General features: G+C 60.7%; 18 protein-coding genes and 1 pseudogene. 8 read left to right on the top strand and 11 right to left on the bottom strand.

What is annotated here, in order from left to right; translation table 11 throughout:
• Positions 1-18: 18 nt before the first annotated feature.
• Positions 19-843, bottom strand: a complete 825-nt coding sequence (panB, locus tag FHX16_RS23040; protein WP_183759079.1) for a 3-methyl-2-oxobutanoate hydroxymethyltransferase — start codon at positions 841-843, stop codon at positions 19-21.
• Complete coding sequence (panC, locus tag FHX16_RS23035) at positions 843-1,718, bottom strand: pantoate--beta-alanine ligase (RefSeq protein WP_183759078.1); 876 nt, start codon at positions 1,716-1,718, stop codon at positions 843-845. The genes panB and panC overlap by 1 nt, the downstream gene beginning before the upstream one ends.
• A 359-nt stretch (positions 1,719-2,077) precedes the next feature.
• Here panC and FHX16_RS23030 point away from each other — a divergent pair, with 359 nt between their 5' ends.
• Positions 2,078-2,743 (top strand): J domain-containing protein, encoded by a 666-nt coding sequence (locus FHX16_RS23030; protein ID WP_183759077.1) that lies wholly within the window; start codon positions 2,078-2,080, stop codon positions 2,741-2,743.
• 59 nt (positions 2,744-2,802) lie between these two features.
• Here the strand turns inward: FHX16_RS23030 and FHX16_RS23025 are convergent, their stop codons facing one another.
• The 3 genes from FHX16_RS23025 to FHX16_RS23015 all read right to left on the bottom strand — a co-directional run bounded on the left by FHX16_RS23025 (position 2,803) and on the right by FHX16_RS23015 (position 5,179).
• Positions 2,803-3,804: a Tim44 domain-containing protein gene (locus tag FHX16_RS23025; RefSeq protein WP_259130580.1), complete on the bottom strand. Its 1,002-nt coding sequence runs from the start codon at positions 3,802-3,804 to the stop codon at positions 2,803-2,805.
• 90 nt (positions 3,805-3,894) lie between these two features.
• Positions 3,895-4,353 (bottom strand): YbaK/EbsC family protein, encoded by a 459-nt coding sequence (locus tag FHX16_RS23020; RefSeq protein WP_183759075.1) that lies wholly within the window; start codon positions 4,351-4,353, stop codon positions 3,895-3,897.
• A 52-nt stretch (positions 4,354-4,405) separates the two neighbouring features.
• Positions 4,406-5,179 (bottom strand): DeoR/GlpR family DNA-binding transcription regulator, encoded by a 774-nt coding sequence (locus tag FHX16_RS23015; protein WP_183759074.1) that lies wholly within the window; start codon positions 5,177-5,179, stop codon positions 4,406-4,408.
• A 440-nt stretch (positions 5,180-5,619) separates the two neighbouring features.
• Here FHX16_RS23015 and FHX16_RS23010 point away from each other — a divergent pair, with 440 nt between their 5' ends.
• The 6 genes from FHX16_RS23010 (at position 5,620) to FHX16_RS22985 (ending at position 11,824) form a co-directional block, all read left to right on the top strand.
• The gene (locus FHX16_RS23010) at positions 5,620-6,399 is read left to right on the top strand and encodes a glycosyltransferase family 25 protein (protein ID WP_183759073.1); all 780 of its coding nucleotides are present in this window, start codon (positions 5,620-5,622) and stop codon (positions 6,397-6,399) included.
• Complete coding sequence (locus tag FHX16_RS23005) at positions 6,396-7,760, top strand: O-antigen ligase (RefSeq protein ID WP_259130576.1); 1,365 nt, start codon at positions 6,396-6,398, stop codon at positions 7,758-7,760. The genes FHX16_RS23010 and FHX16_RS23005 overlap by 4 nt, the downstream gene beginning before the upstream one ends.
• Before the next feature lie 5 nt (positions 7,761-7,765).
• The gene (locus FHX16_RS23000; protein ID WP_183759071.1) at positions 7,766-9,691 is read left to right on the top strand and encodes a nucleoside-diphosphate sugar epimerase/dehydratase; all 1,926 of its coding nucleotides are present in this window, start codon (positions 7,766-7,768) and stop codon (positions 9,689-9,691) included.
• 52 nt (positions 9,692-9,743) lie between these two features.
• Positions 9,744-10,655 carry an NAD-dependent epimerase/dehydratase family protein gene (locus tag FHX16_RS22995; RefSeq protein WP_259130574.1) on the top strand — a complete coding sequence of 304 codons (912 nt, stop codon included), beginning with the start codon at positions 9,744-9,746 and terminating at the stop codon, positions 10,653-10,655.
• Between the two features lie 40 nt (positions 10,656-10,695).
• Entirely contained in the window at positions 10,696-11,274 is a 579-nt protein-coding gene (locus tag FHX16_RS22990; RefSeq protein ID WP_183759069.1) for a sugar transferase, read from the top strand.
• A gap of 112 nt (positions 11,275-11,386) precedes the next feature.
• Entirely contained in the window at positions 11,387-11,824 is a 438-nt protein-coding gene (locus tag FHX16_RS22985; protein ID WP_183864083.1) for a GFA family protein, read from the top strand.
• Positions 11,825-11,908: 84 nt separating this feature from the next.
• Here FHX16_RS22985 and FHX16_RS22980 read toward each other — a convergent pair.
• The 3 genes and pseudogenes from FHX16_RS22980 to FHX16_RS22970 all read right to left on the bottom strand — a co-directional run bounded on the left by FHX16_RS22980 (position 11,909) and on the right by FHX16_RS22970 (position 14,501).
• Positions 11,909-12,960 (bottom strand): annotated as a pseudogene (locus tag FHX16_RS22980) (adenylate/guanylate cyclase domain-containing protein).
• Between the two features lie 84 nt (positions 12,961-13,044).
• Positions 13,045-13,491: an SRPBCC domain-containing protein gene (locus tag FHX16_RS22975; RefSeq protein ID WP_183864081.1), complete on the bottom strand. Its 447-nt coding sequence runs from the start codon at positions 13,489-13,491 to the stop codon at positions 13,045-13,047.
• A 278-nt stretch (positions 13,492-13,769) separates the two neighbouring features.
• Positions 13,770-14,501, bottom strand: coding sequence for a hypothetical protein (locus FHX16_RS22970; RefSeq protein ID WP_183864080.1), 732 nt, complete (start codon positions 14,499-14,501; stop codon positions 13,770-13,772).
• Positions 14,502-14,733: 232 nt separating this feature from the next.
• Between FHX16_RS22970 and FHX16_RS22965 the strand changes: the two genes are divergently transcribed.
• Positions 14,734-15,864, top strand: a complete 1,131-nt coding sequence (locus FHX16_RS22965; protein WP_405049313.1) for a calcium:proton antiporter — start codon at positions 14,734-14,736, stop codon at positions 15,862-15,864.
• Positions 15,865-15,926: 62 nt separating this feature from the next.
• Here FHX16_RS22965 and FHX16_RS22960 read toward each other — a convergent pair whose 3' ends face one another.
• From FHX16_RS22960 to FHX16_RS22950, 3 genes are all read right to left on the bottom strand, one after another.
• A complete protein-coding gene (locus FHX16_RS22960; RefSeq protein WP_183759063.1) occupies positions 15,927-17,726 on the bottom strand; it encodes a serine aminopeptidase domain-containing protein in 1,800 nt (599 codons plus the stop codon).
• Positions 17,727-17,857: 131 nt separating this feature from the next.
• The gene (locus FHX16_RS22955) at positions 17,858-19,276 is read right to left on the bottom strand and encodes an oligosaccharide flippase family protein (protein WP_259130570.1); all 1,419 of its coding nucleotides are present in this window, start codon (positions 19,274-19,276) and stop codon (positions 17,858-17,860) included.
• A complete protein-coding gene (locus tag FHX16_RS22950; RefSeq protein WP_183864076.1) occupies positions 19,273-20,355 on the bottom strand; it encodes an endo-1,4-beta-xylanase in 1,083 nt (360 codons plus the stop codon). Before FHX16_RS22950 ends, FHX16_RS22955 begins: the two co-directional genes overlap by 4 nt.
• Between the last annotated feature and the right edge of the window lie 41 nt (positions 20,356-20,396).

The following is a 20,396-nucleotide window of genomic DNA, read 5'->3' as shown; positions in this document are numbered from 1 at the left end:
AACCGGAGAGCGCCGATGCTAGCGCTGCCTGGGCTGGAATGTATGTTCCTTGGCGGGGAACTGCCCGTTACGGACCTCCTCGGCATAATCCCGGACGGCCTGTGAGACAAGCGGGCTCAGATCGGCGAAGCGCTTGACGAACCGTGGCTTGAAATCATTGAACAGCCCCAGCATGTCATCCGACACCAGAACCTGGCCGTCGCAGGCTGGCGACGCACCAATACCGATGGTCGGTACCATCAGGCTGGCGGTAATCTGCCGGGCAACGGGCTCGACGGTGCCCTCCACGACAACAGCGAAGGCGCCGGCCTTCGCGACCGCCTCGGCATCGCGGTGGATCTTTGCAGCCTCTTCGTCCGAATGACCGAGCGAGCGGAATCCGCCGGCTGTATTGACCAGTTGCGGCATGAGCCCGACATGACCGAAGACCGGCACGCCCCTCGCCGTGAGGAAGGCGACCGTTTCGGCCATCTCCTCGCCGCCCTCGAGCTTGACGCCATCGCAGCCGGTCTCCTGCATCAGCCTGACGGCGCTGCGAAAGGCCTGCTCCTTCGATTCCTGGTAGCTGCCGAACGGCAGGTCGACAATGACGCAGGCATGCGAGACGCCACGCATGACCGCGCGGCCATGCGCGGCCATCATGTCGAGGGTCACGCCAACGGTCGTCTCCATGCCATAAAGGACCATGCCGAGGGAATCCCCGACCAGCAGAAGGTCGCAATGGGGATCAAGCAGCCGTGCAATCGGTGTCGTGTATGCCGTCAGGCAGACGACGCGGTCCTTGCCCTTCATTGCTCGGATGGATGCCGTCGTCTGGCGCTTCTCTTTGCCGTGAGCGCTCACTATGCTGCCCTCGAATGCTGGGTCGGGCTAACCCCGATGACGCGGTTATCAAGCAGACGCGTCGTTCCAACGCGCACGAAGAGTGCGACGAGCGCAGGCGCAGACTGCAAAGACGGCAATGGTTCGAGCGTCTCGGGGTGGCGAACGGCGACCACCTCCGGCGTAGCAAGCGGTTCGGCAGCGATGAATGCTTTCAAAAGCCTCTCCATCTCGTCGGCACTGTCACAGCCGCCCGCGTAAAGCCTTTCGGCTTCCTGAAGCGCCCTCGGCACGATCACGGCCGCGGCCCGTTGCTTCTCGTCGAGATAGACATTGCGCGACGAGCAGGCGAGACCATCGGCTTCCCGCACGGTCGGAACGGCAACGACCTCAACCGGCTGGGCAAGATCCTCGACCATGCGCCTGATCAGCGCCACCTGCTGGTAATCCTTCTCCCCGAAATAGGCTCGATCGGGCTGTACGATGTTGAGAAGCTTGGTCACGACAGTCGCCACACCGGCAAAGTGTCCCGGCCTGACCTCTCCCTCCAACACGCTTCCAAGCCGCGGAACATCGACGACGGCAAGCATCTCCCGCGGATACATGTCGCTGACCTCCGGGGCGAAAAGGACGTCGACACCGGCTTTTTCGAGCATGTTGGAATCACGCGCCAGATCGCGGGGATACTTGGCAAGGTCCTCGTTCGCACCAAACTGCAAGGGGTTCACGAATATCGAAACGACGCTCACCGCATTGTCACCGCGCGCACGCGCGACCAGTTCCATGTGCCCGACATGCAGGTAGCCCATCGTGGGAACAAGACCGATCGAACGCCCCTCACGTCGATGCCCGTGCAGGAATTGCCGCAGCTCTGCGATCGTGCGGATAGTGCGCATGTAACCTCCTCCAGATTTGCCTGTCGCGAGAGCGGTCCGGCAAATGGTGGCGGATAAAACTCGATTTGACAGACAGCGTCAACGCGGACCGCGCCATTATAACGATTAACATCGGGCTCGAGCATGCTTTAATTCGCCGTACGACCGCAAATGGTCCCGCTGCCTATGTTTTCGCGAGGCGGCCATCGGCCTGGGGGCTATTCACCAGATGCGCGTCGGTCGGGCCTGCTTTATCGGGATAAGCGATTTTGTTTATTCTTTTTGTCCAAACTCCGCCCCACTGATGATAGAAGAAGGCGTCAAGGGATGAATGCCCTTCATGGATGTCACGGCAATGTCCGAGCAACAACGGAGGGATAGTGACCAATCCTTATGAGATTCTTGGTGTACGGCGCGACGCGACCGACGACCAGGTGAAGGCTGCGTACCGCCGGCGCGCCAAAGCGACCCATCCGGACTCGGGCGGCGACCCGGATGCTTTCAGCCGCGTACGGAAGGCCTACGAGCTTCTGCAGGACCCGGTGCGCAGGAAGGTCTTCGACGACACCGGCTATGACGTGGAACTTGCGGACCCGGTAGACCTCCAGGCCCTGATGGTCATCGAGAAACTCGTCAACCAGCTGACCCTCGACGAGCGCGAGCCGGGGACATTCGATCCGCTCACACGCATGCGCACGGATCTTTCCGAGGAAATGCGCAAGGCGCGCTTCAGCAAGCGCGAACTCGAACGTCACTCCCAACGCATCGAGCATCATCTTGAGCGGTTGGAAAAGCGGCCGTCAACGGACATTTTGGGCTCGATGCTCCGGGCCCGCATCAAAACCATAGCGATCGCGATCAGCGAAACGGACGCCAAGATCAAGGCCAACGAACGCGCCTGCGAAATGATCTACGACTACAGCTACGAAGTGGACGTCCAGGAGCTCGAGGATGGCCTTGCCGTCGAGGACCAGTCACCGCCAGCCATTCGCAAACGTGAGGACCGGCCGCTCTGGGTCGTACCCTCCGCAGCCCAGGAGGGTTGAGGGCCAGACCAGGGCGGGCCGCCCTGGCCAACAAGACAAGATCAGGGAGGCTTCGTCCCTCAGGCGGCACGCTGCTCCGTGCCCTGGATCGCGGCGAGCTTCCACTCTCCCGCGCCCTTGCGAAGGAATGTCCAGATTTCGGTCGTCTCCGTCGGGCGGCTGTCATCGCCGCTGACGAGCTTGCCGCTGCCCCGCTCGACGAGCGAATCAATCGAGGAGTAGCGCATCGCAAGCGTTGCGTAATCGGCGCCATCCTCGCGCCAGGCTTCGGCGACATCACCCTGCAGCAGCTTGACACTCGAGACCTTGTTGCGCACGCCATTCGTGGCGTTCTCGCCAAGCTCCTCGGCAAGGTAGGACATCGCCTCGGGCGTCGTCAGTCGACGCAACGTGGCATAGTCTTCAGCCCCATAGGCCGTCTGAATTTCCGTCAGCAATTGTTCGAAGCGATCAAGGTCGCCCTGCCCAAGACCGACCTCGTCGCCAGGCTTCGAATTCGTCTGTCCGCCACCGTCGCCCGCGCCTGTGCCGATCGAAGGAATGCGGAACGAAGAGGTGTTGCCACCAGCCGCGATGGGGCTATGAGGGGCCGGACCCGCGGCCGGGCCATAGGCAGGCTGGCGCCGGTTGGCAAAGAAGCGCATGGCAAAGGAAATCGCGATCCCGATCAGCACGATCTGCAGCAACATGCCGAGGAAGCCGAAGCCGCCGCCAAAGCCATGGCCGAGCAGCATGCCGAGAAGGCCGCCGGCGACAAGGCCACCGATCATCGACCGGCCGAAGCCGTTAAACAGGCCAGGGCGCTGCGTATTGACGGGCGATTGGCCTGCATAGGGAGCAGTGTTCTGGGGGCGCGGCGTCATCGACCGCTCGATCGGAGCAGCCGGGGCCGGCGCAGTCCTCGTCACCGGCGGCGCCTGGAACGTCCTTGTGCCACGGCTGCCAAAGCCGGAGCCGCCGGCGCGACGCGCGTCAGCATCCCCGATTGAGGCAAAAACGGTAGTGCCTGTCAGGAAGGCAATCGCCGCGAACTTGGCAAAACGCGAAACGGCACCGGGCATCAAATCTTCTCCTGTCGTGACGACCAACTGATGTCAGGGGGATATATAGGGATTGCTCGGCCGGTTTGAAGCTTTTGGCCGGTTCAATGTCTATTGGCAGACATCCACCCATGTCGCGCCGGTGAGGTCTGCCAGGCGTTCGGTGGAAATTCGAACGGCCGAATTGGTTGAGCCTGCAGCCGGCACGACCACGTCAAATCGCCTGAGTGAAATGTCGCAGTAGACCGGCAATCTCGTCGGGAGCCCGAACGGGCAGACCCCACCGACCGGATGGCTCGTCACATCCATGACTTCATCCGGGCCGAGCATCCGGCCCTTGGCGCCGAACCGGTCCTTGACCTTTCTGTTGTCAAGCCTCGACAGGCCGCCGGCCACAACGAGCATCGTCTCTTCACCCACCCGCAGGCAGATCGTCTTGGCAATCTGCGCCGGATCGACCCCATGCGCCTCAGCCGCCAGCGCCACGGTTGATGAACTCTCGGCCGTTTCGATGATTTCTATATCGGGAGCGTGGGCGCTGAAAAACGCGCGGACGGTTTCTAGACTCATGACGGGAGGCTAGCCCAGGATCTGCGGCAAATGAACCCCGATTTGACAGTCTCTATGCACCAGCTGCCGATGTCTCGATCAATTTCACGCTATTTTCCTGACAGAGACGCCGAATAGAGGGGGTGACGCAACGATCGGTGATGAAGGTATGCACCTGCGGGAGCTGAGCGATTCGAACCGGCGCCGTGCGCTCGAATTTCGTCGAATCAGCCACAAGAATGACGTGGCGGGCATTGGCGATGATTGCCTGCGCGACCTTCACTTCGCGAAAGTCGTAGTCAAGCAGGGCACCGTCCTCATCGATCGCCGAGGTCCCGATGACTGCATAGTCAACCTTGAATTGCCGGATGAAATCGACCGCCGCCTCTCCAACGATACCGCCATCCGACCCTCGCACCACACCGCCAGCGATCACGACCTCGATGGTCGGAAACAGTCGCAGCCGATTGGCAACATTGATGTTGTTGGTGATCACCATCAGTTCCTGGTGGTTGGTCAGCGCTTCGCCAACCGCCTCTGTTGTCGTCCCGATGTTGATGAAAAGCGAGGCGTTGTTGGGAATGAGCCCGGCCGCGGCAATACCGATGGCTTGTTTTTCCGACGCTGCAATCTGGCGCCTCGCTTCGTACTTCACGTTCTCGGTGCCACTCGGAAACGTCGCGCCGCCGTGGACACGGGTTAGGATCTGTGCGTCACAGAGATCGTTGAGATCCTTTCGAATCGTTTGCGGGGTTACCGAGAAATGTGCCGCGAGCTCCTCCACGAACACGCGTCCATCCGACCTTGCCATCCCGACTATTTCCGTTTGTCGATCGCTCAGGAACATGCGTGCGGTCTCTTTCGTTTCCGTTTTCGGTTCACATGGAATGCTTAGCAGAGGCGAAGACGCGCGCAAGACAGATGATGATAAACAGACAGCAGCAAATGTCTGGTCCGACAATGTGGACAAAAGCCAGTTTAATCGCGCGGCCCTAAAACTTTACAGGGCGATGGTATCGGGGCTTGCAATGGCATGCCAATCCGAGGATAGAGACTGCGGCGCGCCTTGCAGCCGCGGGTGCCGACGTTTCCTCGATCCCTGCCACGCCGGCCAGAGCACGATCCGTCACAATTGTGGACACACACGCAGAAGGTGTTGTAGATAAGAATGGTCGGAAATACTATGGATCGGCGCCATCAACGGCAGACGACACGATGATGAGTCTCGGTTTCCCGGAAACGCGGAATACGTCAATCGTGCATCATGCCAAAAAAGACGCGGAATAGATGCTGGAACTGACTACGGCAACAGGACAGAGGCGTTTGCAACGGTCGATCGGTGCGTACGTGATCAACATGGACGGCTCCTCCGATCGGTGGGCGGAAGTGTCGTCGCAGGCAACCTTGGCCGGCATTCAGATCGATCGCGTCCCCGGCGTCGATGGACGCTCCATTCCTGTCGTGGAGAGATCCGGCTTCAACGAGAAGAAGTTCCTGCGCCGGAACGGGCGGCAGATGCTTCCCGGCGAATATGGCTGTTATCGTGCCCACATGAGGGCACTGCAGGCTTTTCTTTCGAGTGACTACGAAAACGCCATCATCATGGAAGATGACGTGGAACTGCGGCAGGATTTCACACAGAGGGCGGCGGCGATCCTGCAGGCTGTTCCGTCCGCCGAGGTGGTCAAGTTGCTCAATCACAGGTCAAAATGGTGCCGCACCGTCGCTGTCTCCGAGTACGGAGACGAAATCGGGCGTTGCCTGCACGGCCCGCAGGGCTCCGCCGCCTGCTATCTTGTTACGCGCGAAGGCGCCCGAAAGCTGCTCCGAAGCGCCAACGACATCGAATTTCCCTACGACATGACCCTCGAGCGCGGATGGAAGACAGGCGTCAGCATCTACACCGTCCGGCGCAATATCGTTGAACTCTCCGAGCGCTCCACCGTGAGCCAGATCGCCAACAGGGCTGAATACCGTGCCGTCAAGTTGCGAGGCGTCCGCAAGATCGGAACGCATTTGCTTCGTATGCTCGAGTATGCGCGCCGAATACGGTATGCACTATCATGACAATGCCCATATCCGTCACCCAGGTGAAGTCGACAGGCCTTGACGTCGTTCTCGCCATTCTCTGGCTCGGAATGATGTCGGTGACCGTGATAGAAAGTGATTTCTATCGCTACGCTGCCCTTCTCCTCCTGGGCTTGACCCTCGCCTATCGCAGGGCGCCCATCCGCGCCAATTCAGGCGACTGGCTGGCGATCCTCTGCGTCGCCTGGGGCGCTTTCGCGTTGGTAAGGTTTCTCTTCGGGTTGATCGTTGACCATGAAAAGGGCGCGTCCGAGTGGCTCTACGCCTTCGCGATCTTCTTTCCCGCGATGGGCATGGCGCTCAATGCAAGCTGGCACTTGGTCAGGCCGATCCTCTTAGCATTCTTCTGCACCGTACTGGTCGTGCTGATCATATCGACACCCTTCTCCATGCTGCTTTCCGGAGAGCGGATCTCACCCGCCTTCCACCATAATTCGATCCACGGCGCGGTCGGATGTGGCTTTCTCTTCATCGGAGCCTTCTACTGGGCCCTGCACCAATGGGAAATCGGAAGCTCGGCGCGGACCAAGTCGATCATCTTGGCGATTGCCGTGGCCGTGATCGGACTTGCAATCCTCAACGTCTATGGTGCAAAGTCCAAGGGAGTATGGGTTGCCCTGCTTCCAGCCCTTGGGCTTATGCTTGGTACAACATTGTTCTACCTCAGGCGCAAGACCGTCTTGCTGGCCGCGATCGCCGGGCTCCTGGTATTATCATGGGGCGCCTATGAGGTTCGTGGCAATGTCGCGCATTTCGGAGCCGCCACGTTCGAGTCCGTCATGGGTATCGCCAGTCGGGTAGAAAGCGGCGTTTCCGTCGAACACGTCATGCAGGACGCGATCGCTTCCCCGGATACGCCGCCATCCCTGGATGAGCGACTGCAGCTCTGGGCCAACGCGATCGACGTCATATCTGTCGCACCGGTCTTCGGCAGCGGCAATGGTTGGCTGGCGATCTGGCAGACCACGCCGTACCGCGGTGTCACCTACACGCTAATGCACAATGGATATCTCGAGATCCTCATCCGCTATGGTTTCGTTGGTCTTGCCATTCTGGCGGTGATCGTCTTTTCAGGCCTTTACCGTGTCTATCGGGCTTGCGCGGCCGGCATCGTCAGCAGGAGCGCGTTTGCCTGCCATCTGACGTTCGCGATCTACTTTGCCACCACGATTCTCAGCAATTCCAACAACCGACTTGCGATCGGAGAATCCTACGCGCTGCTTTTCGGGGCCATATGTTTTGCCTGCTCGATGAAGCTTCGTTCGGCCTCCATTGCCGATCGACGTAACGGGGCCTCGCTTTCTGGCGGCTCGTCGATGCCGCAGCCGGTCGGGGGCTAGATCGGATGCGGGCGGTTTCCGACAAATACGTCCAGAGCATTCTCGACTTACCCAGGCCAACAAAGCGCGCATTGGCGGTGTTGGTCGATTGCTGCCTGTGCATCCTGACGATCTGGCTTGCCTTCTGCTTTCGTCTCAACGACTGGGTGACCCTTACTGGCCTGCAACTGCTGACGATCCCCGTATCGCTTGTGATCGCCCTGCCGATCTTCATTACAATGGGTCTCTACCGGGCGATCTTCCGTTTTCTCGGCTGGTCGGCCTTTATTACTGTCATCAAGGCGATCACGATTTATGGCCTGGCCTTCATGGCCGTGTTCACGGCCATCAGCTTTCCCGGGATACCGCGCACGATCGGGATCATGCAGCCACTGCTGCTGTTGCTGGCTATTGGCCTGACCCGGTTCATGGCACGCTATTTCTTCAGCGAGGCCTACAAGCGGATCCTGCGGCAGAACAAGCAGACGAACATGCTGATCTATGGTGCCGGATCCGGCGGCAGGCAAGTTGCCGGCGCGCTCAGCGGCAGCGCCGATTTCAAGGTCGTCGGCTATCTCGACGACGACAGGAGCCTGCACGGCAGCCTGATCGGCGGTGCGATGGTCTATGATCCCGAGAAGATCGTGGAGCTCAGCTCGCGGCTGAACGTCCGCACGATCCTGCTTGCTCTTCCGAAGATCGATCGCTCACGCCGCAATGAAATTCTCGAGAAACTTCGCGGAGCCCGCGTTGCCGTGCGCACAGTTCCGGATCTGAACGCGCTTGCGGGCGGCCAAGCGGAATTCACCGACCTGCAGGAACTGGATATCGAGGATCTGCTCGGCCGAACACCGGTCAAGCCGGATGCGGCTCTCCTGGAGCGAAACATTCGCGGCCGGGTGGTTCTGGTGACGGGTGCGGCAGGTTCGATCGGCAGCGAGCTGTGCCGGGGTCTCGCTAGGCTGAAGCCAGCCACGCTCCTCGTTCTCGACCAGAACGAATATGGTCTCTACGCCCTCGAAAACGAGTTGCTGGACGAGAATCCGGATGGCGCTGTCCAGATCGTGCCTCTTCTTGCCAGCGTGTCCGATGAACAGCGCATTCGCAGGATCATGGCGACCTGGAAGCCCGATATCGTCTATCACGCCGCAGCCTACAAGCATGTGCCGCTGGTCGAGAAGAACCCGGTCGAGGGCGTGAAGACGAATGTGTTCGGCACGGTCACGGTTGCCAGGGCAGCGATCGACGCAGGTGTCGAACGATTTATCCTGATCAGCACGGACAAGGCTGTCAGGCCGACAAACATCATGGGCGCTACCAAACGGCTTGCGGAGATGGCTCTCCAGGGACTGGCAGCCGAGGGCGCGTCGACCATCCTGACGATGGTCCGCTTTGGCAATGTGCTCGGATCATCCGGTTCGGTCGTTCCGCTGTTTCGCCAGCAGATCAGGCAAGGCGGGCCGATTACCCTGACGCATCCCGAGATCACGCGCTTCTTCATGACTATTCCGGAAGCGACCGAACTCGTGATCCAGGCCGGTACCATGGCCAAGGGAGGCGATGTCTTCGTCCTCGACATGGGCGAGCCGGTCAAAATCATCGATCTCGCAAGGCGCATGGTCGAACTGTCAGGCCTGACCCTCCAGGATGAGCGGAATCCGTCAGGCGACATCAGCATTGTGACGACCGGCCTGCGCCCGGGCGAAAAGCTCTACGAGGAACTGCTGATCGGTGACGATCCCCAGCCGACGGCACACGCCAAGATCATGCGGGCGCGGGAGCGCTTCATCGCATGGAAGACGCTGACACCGAAGCTGGAGCAATTGAGCTCGGTCGCCGAGGAGGGAGATGCCGACGGCTTGCGGCGGGTCTTGAGCGAACTCGTCCAGGACTACCGTCCGTTCGATGTCGTCGTCGACCTGGTGTCGCTCCGCCAGGGATTGGCATCATGACGCTATCCTGCGCCGATCTCGGCGCCACCCGACCCCCGGCCAGGAGCTGACGATGCTGCTCGTCACCGGTGCGACCGGTTTCGTCGGTCAGGATCTGCAACAGGAATTGTGCACGCGCGGCACTGCCTTCAGGGCGGCAAGCCGTTCCAATCGGCATGGGTACAGCCCCGTCGGCGATATCAACGGCGCCACCGACTGGAGCGCAGCGCTCTCAGGCATCGAGATCGTCATTCATCTTGCCTCCACCAACCAGAATGTCGTGGCCGGATCCGGGGAGGATCGCGCGCTCCTTCGGACCGTCAATGTCGAGGGAACCGTCAATTTTGCCCGACAGGCTGCCGCGTCCGGCGTCAGGCGCTTCGTCTTTCTGAGCACGATCAAGGTCCACGGCGAACGAACCGCTGAAGGCCATCCCTTCAGGCGGGATGACGTACCGAACCCGGTGAGCGGCTACGCGGTCTCCAAGCTCGAGGCCGAAAGAAGCCTGATCGAGCTGTCCGGTTCGTCGGGCATGGAGATCGTCATCATCCGTGCGCCTTTGGTCTATGGCCGCGACGTTGGTGGCAGTTTTCGCGCCCTGACCAAGCTCGTCAAAAGCGGGATACCCCTGCCCCTTGGGTCGATCCGCAATCGCCGATCGATGGTCTATGTGGAAAACCTGTCCGACCTCATCCTGACAGCGGCGCTGCATCCGGCCGCCGCAGGACAGACCCTGCTGGCTGGTGACGACGAGGCAGTCTCGACGCCGGAACTTGTCAGGCGCCTTGCTGCCGCAACGGGATGCCCGGCACGCCTGCTGCCTTGTCCTACGCTCGCCTTGCGGAGCCTGGCAGCGATTGCCGGCAAGACGGAACTCTTGTCGCGCCTGACCGACTGGCTGGAAGTTGACATTACGCCGACGCGCACGCTCTTGGATTGGACGCCCCCTTTTGATATGGGGCAAGCGCTGAAGCGCTGTTTCTAAGCGTTTCGGGTCAGCAACTTTGACGGGAATGCAATTTTTCATGCTCCACGGCTTTAACCGACTCTTGAAGCGGCTGTTCGATATTTGCGCGGCATCGTTCGGACTGATCCTCCTGTCACCGGTCTTCCTGGTTCTTGTAATCCTTGTGCGCCGATCATCTCCGGGCGGGGCGCTTTTTCGCCAGGAGCGCGTGGGGCGCTATGAGATGCCATTTATATGCATCAAGTTCCGGACCATGGCGGCGGGGACGCCTAATGTCGGCTCCCACGACGCGCCGGTTTCGTGGATCACGCCGCTCGGCAGAAGGTTGAGGGCCTACAAGCTTGACGAATTGCCGCAGCTCATCAATGTGCTCAAGGGCGAAATGAGCCTCGTCGGTCCGAGGCCTTGCCTGCCGACCCAAGGTGAGGTCATTGCTGCGCGCCGCAAATACCGCGTCTTTTCCGTGCGCCCCGGCATAACCGGCCTCGCCCAGCTCCAAGGGATAGACATGTCGACGCCAGAGGCACTCGCGCAGGCCGACGCCCGCTATATCAGGAAGGCCGGGTTCTGGCAGGACATCGTTCTTGTTGTCGGCACGCTTCTCGGCCGGGGAACTGGTGACGCTGCCGTCAAGTGAAGGCGTTGATGCCGTAGCGACAGGCAGCCGACGACGTGCAAGCGAGGCTTGCGCCCCTATTTTTTTGAACGACCTGCGTTAGATCTCGAGGCAAGCCCTCGGGAGAACGTCTATGGCAACGCCCACCGATAACATCGCATCGGGCCCGACTATCCGCGGGTCGTGTCACTGCGGAGCGGTCCACTGGGAATTCCGTGGTGCAATTCCTGACGCCACGATTTGCAACTGCACGCTCTGCCGTCGCTATGGCGTGCTTTGGGCATACGACTATGACGGTGAGGGAATTACAGTCGCAGACACTTCCGGAGCGCTGACGGCCTATACCTGCGGTTCACGCTCGCTCTCATTCAACTTCTGCAGTCGCTGCGGAAATCTCGTGAGCTGGCGCGCGCTGCAGCCTGGTGGCGATGGACGCACCAGGATCGCTGTCAACCTTCGCCTGGCCGAGCCCGATGATGTTGCCGGAATCCGGCTGCAAAGGTTCGACGGGCTCCACAGCTTCGAGGATCTCCCACCGGACGCCCGTACCGTCGCCGACGTCTGGTTCTGATTTCCGGTCGTGCGAAGGACCAAGGCCGCTCTGCGCTTGAGCCCGTGGCGCGGTCGTGCCTTGCCCCGCACCGACCCTTCATTCCTAGACCAGCGTGAAGACCGCACAGGGCTTGGCTATCCCCCGTAGCTGGTGCTCTCCGGCAGCGACGAGGGGCATCACCACCTCGGCGGCCACAGCTCCTGAAACCAGGACACTGTGTCCCAAGGGTTTGCATAGTCCTTCAAGTCGACTGACAAGGTTCACTGCTGGCCCGATCGCCGTAAAATCGAGCCTATCCGCAGCGCCGACATTGCCCCAAAGGATCTACCCGAAATGCACGGCAATTCCGAATGGAAGCGCTGGTGCCCCCTTATCCTGACGCAAGGAATCGAGGTGAGCCATGCCGGCGCGGGCCGAGGAGACAGCGCGCAGTGCCGCTTCGCACGCGGATCGCGGCGTGCTGGTAACGGGAAAGATTGCGAGCACACCATCGCCCATGAATTTCAGCACCTCGCCGCCAAACGCATGCACCGCACCGGCAATCCGGTCGAACCACGCGTCGAGCATCGCGATCATCACGGCAGGCTCTGTTGCCTCGGAAAGAGCGGTGAAGTCGCGCAGATCCGCACACAGCAAGGCAGCCTGTATCGTTTCGCCGACGCCCGGGTCATCGCTCCGGCCTGTACGCGCGCAGCACTTCTGCGGCCAAGATAAGCTTCGAGAAGGGCCGTCAGCCCTTCCCTCGCTGACAACGCAGCGACGGACGGTGCGGCGAACCGGGCCACGTCCTTCAGGCAGAGGCCCTCGCTGTCGGCAAACGGCCGGGCTCCCGCCCATCCAAGGGTAGCGTTGCCTGGAGGTTTGCCGACAATGCTTTCCTCAACTGGTCCCAGTCCCAAAAGCCACTGACCGTCGGCCTCCCCCAACAAGGTGTTGGAAAAGCTGAGAGCCTCGATGACCTCTCCCGTTTCGGCACGCCAGAGCCAGGTGCGACGCGTGATGATCGGGTGTGGCGCGGCAAGGGTCAGTGCGCCACCCGCAATCGGCATGCCATCGAGAAGAAGCCTGCGACCCAGTTCCGCGAGGAACCACTCGGGACTTGGCGCAGAGCCAGCCTCATCGAGAAGCCATGTGAGGGAGGGTGAAAGCTCCATATCTTCATGCCGTCATGGCGAGACCATCGTTCGCTCCGAGGTAAGGTCCACATTTAGCGTAGACGGCCCTCCTGTTTGCAGCCATCAAACCCGGCCTCTCCAGGGATCCGGACCCAGTGTGCGCCCAGCTGCACATTCTGCAAGCCGTCCCAGATAGTGCTCCCAGCCTTCCGAATGGCCGGCGCATTGCTCTGCGTTGGGCAGCCCTGAATGGGTCAACTTCAATAGCGTCCCGTCCGGCTTTTCGATCAGATCGATCTCCACCAGACTTGAGCCGGGTGGCACGATCTCGCTTCCATCCCAGCCGAAACTGTAGGCAAGCCGGTGTACAGGTATCACCTCCCGAAACGATCCCCTGGCGAAACGAGAGCCGGTGACGTTGACGAGGTAAAGCCCGCCCGGTTGTGGTTCGACCTCGGCCTCAGTTCCCATCCATCGCAGGATCTTTTCAGGATCGGTCAGCAAGGCAAAAACGGCAGATGGCGGCGCCGGGATGTGGGCCTCACGGTGAACGACTGTCTGCTCCTGCATGGTTCCTCGCGTTTCGGCCAGGGCCGCCCGCGCAACCCGGTGACCTCTACATGGCTCTTCTCATCAAGCACATAGGAGGCCAGCCGAGCGCAACAAGCTCATAAGATCGCCGGCAAGCGATTTTGACGTCACAATGCGGCCCCTGGCGGAAGCGAAAAACAACGCTCGCCGGTCACCGCCGGTGTTGGTCGAACCGTCGTGGGGCGTGGCTCGCAAGCTCTCGGGGTACGGTGACAGCGCTGTCACTGTCGGCGGTCGCCACGCGCTGATCATTGCGGTCAATGTCTGAGCCGTGCCTTCAACGCGCTTTCGGCATGTGGATCGAAATAATGGTAGAGCGCGGTTGCCCTGACTGTTCCGGGATCGCAAGGCTCGTTCGCATGGATGCTGCGATAGCCCCAGAAGAAATAAAGGGATCCGGGGACCATCTTTATCCGCGTGAAGGACGTCGGATCCTTCTCGGCACGGTCTCTCAGGGACTTCTGGCGGACCTTGTCCACCAGGATCTTGTCGAGGAGGTTGCCGACATAGCTGGCGCGAACGGGCCGCCTGTTCGGGACCATGTAAAGATCGCCGGGCCTGCCTGCCGTCGGTATTACGATCGGGATCAACGCCGTTATCAGATAGGAATCATAGTGGAAATTGAGGGAGTGCTCGGTCATGCCTTTTCCCGTGAGGCACCGCAACACCTGATGGAATTCGACCGGAGGGGCCGGCCTTCTTCGGCTCGCCTCGTAAAGACGCCTGAAGATCGACTGAAACCGGCCTGACTGTGCCAGTTCATCCAGTCCCGATCCCCTGACTGCTTCGCTTCCTTGAAATGCGACATATTCGTGCTTTGACCCGGTTACCGACGAAGCCACAAAAGCCTGCATGGTCGAGAGGCTTGCTGCGTCCACGAAATCTGGAATGCAGCAAAAACCGTCGCGTTCCATCGCCGCGAAGAGCGTCTGTAAATGGTCGTCGGAAATATCGGGTGTCCTGGCATCAAGCGCATTGGCGGCATCCATTCCGGACCTCGAAGCGTTTGCAGCTGGTCCGCGGATCATAGTGCAGTGCAAAAATTTGTCCAGACGGGATAGCGACTGAGCCTCCCCGTTGGCAAAATCGCTCGCGAGCCACGATGACGGTCGAGAGATCGCATGGCTTTAAGGTCACGGCTACGCCATTTCCACTAACGATGGGAGTGGACGGAGCCGTCGGCTTGTGGCGTATACTTGCCGGCATAACGAGGGCGGAAGGATGAATCGGGAAGCAGCCATGCAGCAACGCAGAGGGCTGGCGTCGATACGCCGTGAACGGCTCCTTGCGTTCGGTCTTCTGACGAGCGTCGTGTTCCTGATTTCAGGTCAATCGATCTTCGCTCTGCTTTCCAATTCCGTGTGGCTGTTCATCATTTTTGCATGGCTGTTTTCAGTCGTCCTCGGCTGCGCATTGTCGGTCGTTCGCCATGCCGACGATCTCGCAGAACGCCTGGGTGAGCCCTACGGGACCCTCATCCTGACGCTTGCGATCACATCCATCGAAGTCATGGCGATCACGGCGGTGATGCAACATGGCGAAAACAACCCGACCCTGGTGCGCGACACGCTTTTTGCCGTCGTGATGATCATCCTCAACGGCATGGTCGGACTGTCACTGCTGGTTGGGGGCTGGCGGCGCCATGACCAGCATCACAACCTCCAGGGCGCCAATGCCTATCTCGGTGTCATCGTGCCACTGGCCACGCTCAGCATGATCATGCCGAATTTCACCCATTCGGCGAGCGGACCGCCCTACTCCTTCGTCCAGCAGACAGTCCTCGCCTTTATTTCGGTCGGTCTCTACAGCGTGTTTTTGAGCTTGCAGACCGGACGCCATAGAGAATTCTTTGTCGACGATACCGGCGAAGCCCGCCCCGAGCGCGTCGAAACGGAAGAACGAGGCCTGCTTCTTCCCGTCATCCTGCTGGTGGCCTACATGGCACTCGTCGTCTTCCTAGTCGAGGAACTTGCCGCGCCGATCGATTACTTCATCGAGACGCTGCATGCCCCCGCAGCATTGGGCGGGGTGATCATGGCAATCCTCGTCGCTACACCCGAGGCAATCAGCGCGGTCAGGGCATCGGTCGCCAATCACCTGCAGCGATCCGTCAACATTTTCCTGGGGTCCGTGCTCTCGACGATAGGATTGACCGTCCCGGCAATGCTGGTGATCAGCCACGTCACCGGGCACCCTGTCGTGCTTGGTCTGGACCGTACGGATTCCGTCATGCTCATCCTGACGCTCGCACTCAGCATCATCACCTTCGCAAGCGGGCGCACGCATCTGATGCAGGGGGCCGTGCACCTTGTCCTTTTCGTGGCCTATTTCCTGCTGATATTTGAAACCTGAGGTAACGCTTCCCGCGGACAGGATGTCTTGCGCGGCTCATCCCAAATCGATACCCAAGGCCTTCAGCCTCGTGCCATACTTTTTTTCAGGGAAGCGGCACTAATCGCGAGCGCCTCAACCTTGGCCAGCTCGATCAGTCTTTCGCGGGCTGGCATCGGTGTCAGATTATGGTCGGCATCGGGAAAGAGGTGCAGTGCCACGTTGGGATAGGCCGACAATCTTTCGCCCGCATCGCCAAAATTGACCCTGAACATATCCTGGCCCTCGTCCCCTTCGGTGTAGACGATTGCGAGCGGCATGCTGCGATCGGCAAGAACCTGGAAATCACGGTGCACCTGCCGGGTCAGTTGCGTCAGTGGCTTGGCTGGCGCAAAAACCGACGACAGCCGGCTCGCCATTCGGTCAACAAGACGCACGGAAATGTTCCTGGTCACCGCGCGAAGGTCGAGATCGCCCGCCCACAGACGAAGCAGGCTTTCCCGATCGAGCGCATTCTTGAGGTAAGACTTCAGGGTCTTTGGAAGCCCTCTGAACCGCCACCGGAACGCAACCGGGTTGACGAGGATGCAGGCGTCCCAGCGAGGATCGGCAAGGACGCTACGAAACGCGACGTAGGCACCACTGCATCGCCCGATCAGGATCGTGCTGCCACCTGGGCCATGCTGCTCGAGAAAGTCTCGCGCGATTATGACATCGTCCACCTGCGCCTCGTCATAGAGAACCTGCCTGCGCCGACCCGGCACCGGCGGACTATCCCCGACGCCGGCGCTGTCAAATCTGAACGATGCCACCCCGGCGGTTGCGAGCGCGCGCGCAAGCTCGACCGAGAACCGTCCCCAGCCCGCCGCATGATCATAAGCCGTCGTCAGAATGACAGCCGTTACACCGGCGAACGAATCTGTCGGCTCGCACAGGATGCCATGGAGCCGCTCGTCCGGACCGAACCGAACCGCGGTTTCGCGAATGCACCTTGATCGAACCGATGCGACGGGCATCGGCATTGTCCTCGCCGAAAGGCGCCCGCTTTGGTAGCCGGGAAGAGACTGGACCCAATCGATCAGATCCCGGGCCACGGCGTCAGGAATTTCCTGATTGAGGGGATTGGACACAAACGCATCATAACCGGCAAAATCAGTCGCACGCAGCCGGCATCCAGCCGCTTCCAGCTGATGACATAGGGTGACGTCACTTTCGAGACCGGGGCGAACGGCAAGGAACAGATCAGGGGGTGCATCGATCTCCACCTTCGTGAGGTCCAGGCGCCGGAGGTCATCAGCAACGGCCCGCGGCATGCGTATCCCGGCAATCGATCCGGCCGCGTTGTCCCGCAACTCGGGCTTGATACCGAGCCCGTCGTCGATGAGCCTGGAATAGAGCGACAGCTCGCGGAGATAGGCCCGCCCCTTCAGCACAGGCGCCAGGAGGGCAAGGGCGTCCGGCGACGGCCGCTTATCGGCAGATAGAAGGGCGAGGCTCGCACCGATCCCCTGTCCGAGGAAAACGAGACTGCGCGCTCCAGAAAGCTCCCGGAGGGTTTCCGCGGCCGTTGCAACCTGCTGCTGCCAGACCGAGAGACCGCGTTCGCCGGCGGTTTCGTCGAGCGAATTCACCGTGCCCGAAAAATCGAACCGAAGGCTGGCCACGCCGATGCCCGAGAGGCGCTCGGCCAGAATCCGGTAGAACCTGCGCGTGCACATCTCCTCCATCCCCCAGGGATTGAGAAAAAGCACGGCCACGCCGCTTGGCCGCGTGCCCTGATCCGCTTCGGCATACAGGCCGGTGCTTGATCCGAAAGCCACCGGCCGCGAGGCGCAGCACGCGCCTGTGACCGAATTCGCGCCATTCTCTATCGTTGTTGTCATCCCATGCCCCAACCCGGCCCCCGCCGTGCGTCCTTCCCTGGCTTCTTCCTTAGGTGGTAAGGATTAGCGGAATCTGTACGGAGTGCGCCTCTTCCCTTGCATTGCCGCCAATCACGCAAACGTGTTCGTCCTCAGGCAAGTCGCAGCCGCTTCGTCAATGCGACGCGGACGCCGGCGAGATTGAGTGCAATGCCGGCAAGCGTATAGACGACGACGCCGGTGATGATTGGCGCTGCGAGGTCAAGCACCACATTACCGGTCGGGTGCCGCCCGACGATGACGGTCGGCACGGCCATCGTTGCGGTCGCGAGGCTGACCTTGAGGATCGGTCTGAGCTCGAATGGCAAGCGGTGAGCCCGATAGGACAGGAAATAGCCCGCGATCGCGCCGCCTATCTCGGCAATCAACAGCGCGTAAGCCGCCCCGACCAATTGGAACCGCGGGACAAGGACAAACATGGCGGCAACGTTGATCGCCAGGATGATCAAGCCCTGGACACCCATCAGCCCCGGCTTCATTGCCAGCTGGAAACTGACGTGAACGAACTGATAGGAGATCGATCGGAACAGCCAGGCAAAGACCAGGATTGGCATCAGCATCGCGGCAGCGTCCCGAAACTCTGGCCCAAGGATCAAGGAGGCGAACCCTGGCGCCACCAGCGCCAGCCCGACGACCATCGGCATCAGCACGGCCAGAAGCATCTCGGCTGTTTCCGTCAGATGCCGGTTGGTGGCCTCGCGGCCGTCCTGCGTCAACAGCCGGATCGCCACAGGGATCGTGGCAGATCCGATCGCGACGCCTGGAAACAGGATGATCTGACGCACCAGATCGGCAGCAGCGCCATAGACACCGGCGGCCGTCTCGCCCATGTAGGTCACGATGATCATGCGGTCGAGGACGGTGTGGAGGACGAAGACGAAGGACGACGCCGTCATCGGAATCCCGAAGCGCAGCATATCCTTCAGCAGATCGACATCGAAGGGATGGCGAGGCCGACGCCAGACGCCCGGCGCGTAGACGAGGAGTGTTACGAGGTAGGAGCAGGCGACGCTGACGAGCAGGCCCTGCCCTCCCATGCCAAACAGCATCACAAGACCAGCCGAGAATATGACGGTCAGCACCGCGCGCAGAATGACGGACCACATGTAGGCTCCCGTCTGCTGGCGTGATCTGAAGATCTCCTGGACGAATTCGAAAAGCCCCACCATGAACGCGACGAACACGGCGGGCACGACATAGGTCGATGAATTCTCGGCGATCAGCCACGTCACGGCAACGACCAGCGGGCTGACCAGCATGAGCCCGCCATAGGCATAGAGCGCGGTTGTGCGGACATCCTTCCTTCCGCCTTCGGATTCGAAACGCAGTACCGAGAATTTTATCCAGCCGAAGAGCAGCGTCGAGATTACACCGGCGACGCCCGTTCCGACGACATAGATCCCATATTCATGCGGGCTGAGCATACGCGTGAACAGCACCACCGAAACGAAGCCGAAGGCTGCGGATACGGCATTCGCGATCATATAGGTCGAAATCTGGCGAAACATCATTCAGCCGCGCGCGTGAACTCGTCGATCACTTTCATCAACGCCTTCGGTCGGCACGAGGCATCAAGCGGCAGCGGCCGGTTCGGCTTGCCGTCCGATCGCTTGAACCACATCGGCACCCAGGTATAGCGATCCGTAATCCCCCAGGTGAGGACGGCGCTCGGACGCGCGGCCTCGCCGATTGCAGCGAGGAAATCACCCGCACGCCTGGCCACGATCCGGTCGCGGTCGTACTCGTTGGGGGGCAGCTTGTCGTCGATGACGTCGAGCTCGGTGACGAGAACATCGAGCTGCATTCCCTTCACGTCTTCCACGAACCTCGACAGTCCTTCCCTGTCGATCTCCAGGTCTCCGGGCAGGTGCCCCTGTATTCCGACAGCATGGAACGGAACATCACGATCCTTCAGGCTGCGCAGGAGATCGAGCAAGGCCTTGCGCCGGTCGCGGCACTGGGATGTCGGGTTTTCGACGTTGTAGTCGTTGATGACGAGCTGCGCCGAGGGGTCGACCGCGGCCGCGGTCCGAAGGGCAATCTCGATATAGCGTGGGCCAAGACGTTCCTGCCAGATTGAATTGCGTATGACAGAGCCGCGCATCGGCGTTTCGGCAATCGCCTCGTTTACGACGTCCCAGCTGGGGATCCGTCCCCGATAGCGTCCGACGACGGTCGTGATGTGATGGACGAGCTCGCGTTCGGCTTCTGCCGCACTGGCAATGGTTTTCGTCCAGTCCGGCATGGCGCCATACCAAGCAAGCGTATGCCCCCGCATCTGCATCCCGTTGCGGTTGGCGAAGTCGATCAGGCGATCGGGCTGCTCGAAAACGAACTGCTCCTGGCTCGGACGCAGATCGATCCATTTGAGGCCGCCTTCACCGACCACGATCTGACAGTGATCGATAATGGCTTCCTTGTAGTCGAACTCCGTGTCGAGGAGGTCCGTGCGCACCGCCGCGCCGTAGGGAATGCCGCCTCTTGCGAATGCCGCCTGCGCGGTGATGTCGTTTCGAACGAGGCTATCGAAGGCGCCCGTTGACGCCAGGCCGGCACCCAGGGCACCGAGAACGAAATCCCGCCTGCGCATTGATCAACATCCTTCGATTTGTCTTCAAATGAGACAGGGTT

The sequence above is a fragment of the Rhizobium sp. BK661 genome, assembly GCF_024808825.1.
GTDB lineage: Bacteria > Pseudomonadota > Alphaproteobacteria > Rhizobiales > Rhizobiaceae > Rhizobium.
The sequence above is the reverse complement of the archived record's forward strand: the minus strand, read 5'-3'. Positions and strand labels throughout refer to the sequence as shown.

Coding starts and splice junctions, on each gene's coding strand:
- panC (WP_183759078.1), bottom strand. CDS start 1,718: ATGCGCACTATCCGCACGATCGCAGAGCTGCGGCAATTCCTGCACGGG.
- FHX16_RS23025 (WP_259130580.1), bottom strand. CDS start 3,804: ATGCCCGGTGCCGTTTCGCGTTTTGCCAAGTTCGCGGCGATTGCCTTC.
- FHX16_RS23020 (WP_183759075.1), bottom strand. CDS start 4,353: ATGAGTCTAGAAACCGTCCGCGCGTTTTTCAGCGCCCACGCTCCCGAT.
- FHX16_RS23015 (WP_183759074.1), bottom strand. CDS start 5,179: ATGTTCCTGAGCGATCGACAAACGGAAATAGTCGGGATGGCAAGGTCG.
- FHX16_RS23010 (WP_183759073.1), top strand. CDS start 5,620: ATGCTGGAACTGACTACGGCAACAGGACAGAGGCGTTTGCAACGGTCG.
- FHX16_RS23005 (WP_259130576.1), top strand. CDS start 6,396: ATGACAATGCCCATATCCGTCACCCAGGTGAAGTCGACAGGCCTTGAC.
- FHX16_RS23000 (WP_183759071.1), top strand. CDS start 7,766: ATGCGGGCGGTTTCCGACAAATACGTCCAGAGCATTCTCGACTTACCC.
- FHX16_RS22995 (WP_259130574.1), top strand. CDS start 9,744: ATGCTGCTCGTCACCGGTGCGACCGGTTTCGTCGGTCAGGATCTGCAA.
- FHX16_RS22990 (WP_183759069.1), top strand. CDS start 10,696: ATGCTCCACGGCTTTAACCGACTCTTGAAGCGGCTGTTCGATATTTGC.
- FHX16_RS22985 (WP_183864083.1), top strand. CDS start 11,387: ATGGCAACGCCCACCGATAACATCGCATCGGGCCCGACTATCCGCGGG.
- FHX16_RS22975 (WP_183864081.1), bottom strand. CDS start 13,491: ATGCAGGAGCAGACAGTCGTTCACCGTGAGGCCCACATCCCGGCGCCG.
- FHX16_RS22970 (WP_183864080.1), bottom strand. CDS start 14,501: ATGGATGCCGCCAATGCGCTTGATGCCAGGACACCCGATATTTCCGAC.
- FHX16_RS22965 (WP_405049313.1), top strand. CDS start 14,734: ATGAATCGGGAAGCAGCCATGCAGCAACGCAGAGGGCTGGCGTCGATA.
- FHX16_RS22960 (WP_183759063.1), bottom strand. CDS start 17,726: ATGACAACAACGATAGAGAATGGCGCGAATTCGGTCACAGGCGCGTGC.
- FHX16_RS22955 (WP_259130570.1), bottom strand. CDS start 19,276: ATGATGTTTCGCCAGATTTCGACCTATATGATCGCGAATGCCGTATCC.
- FHX16_RS22950 (WP_183864076.1), bottom strand. CDS start 20,355: ATGCGCAGGCGGGATTTCGTTCTCGGTGCCCTGGGTGCCGGCCTGGCG.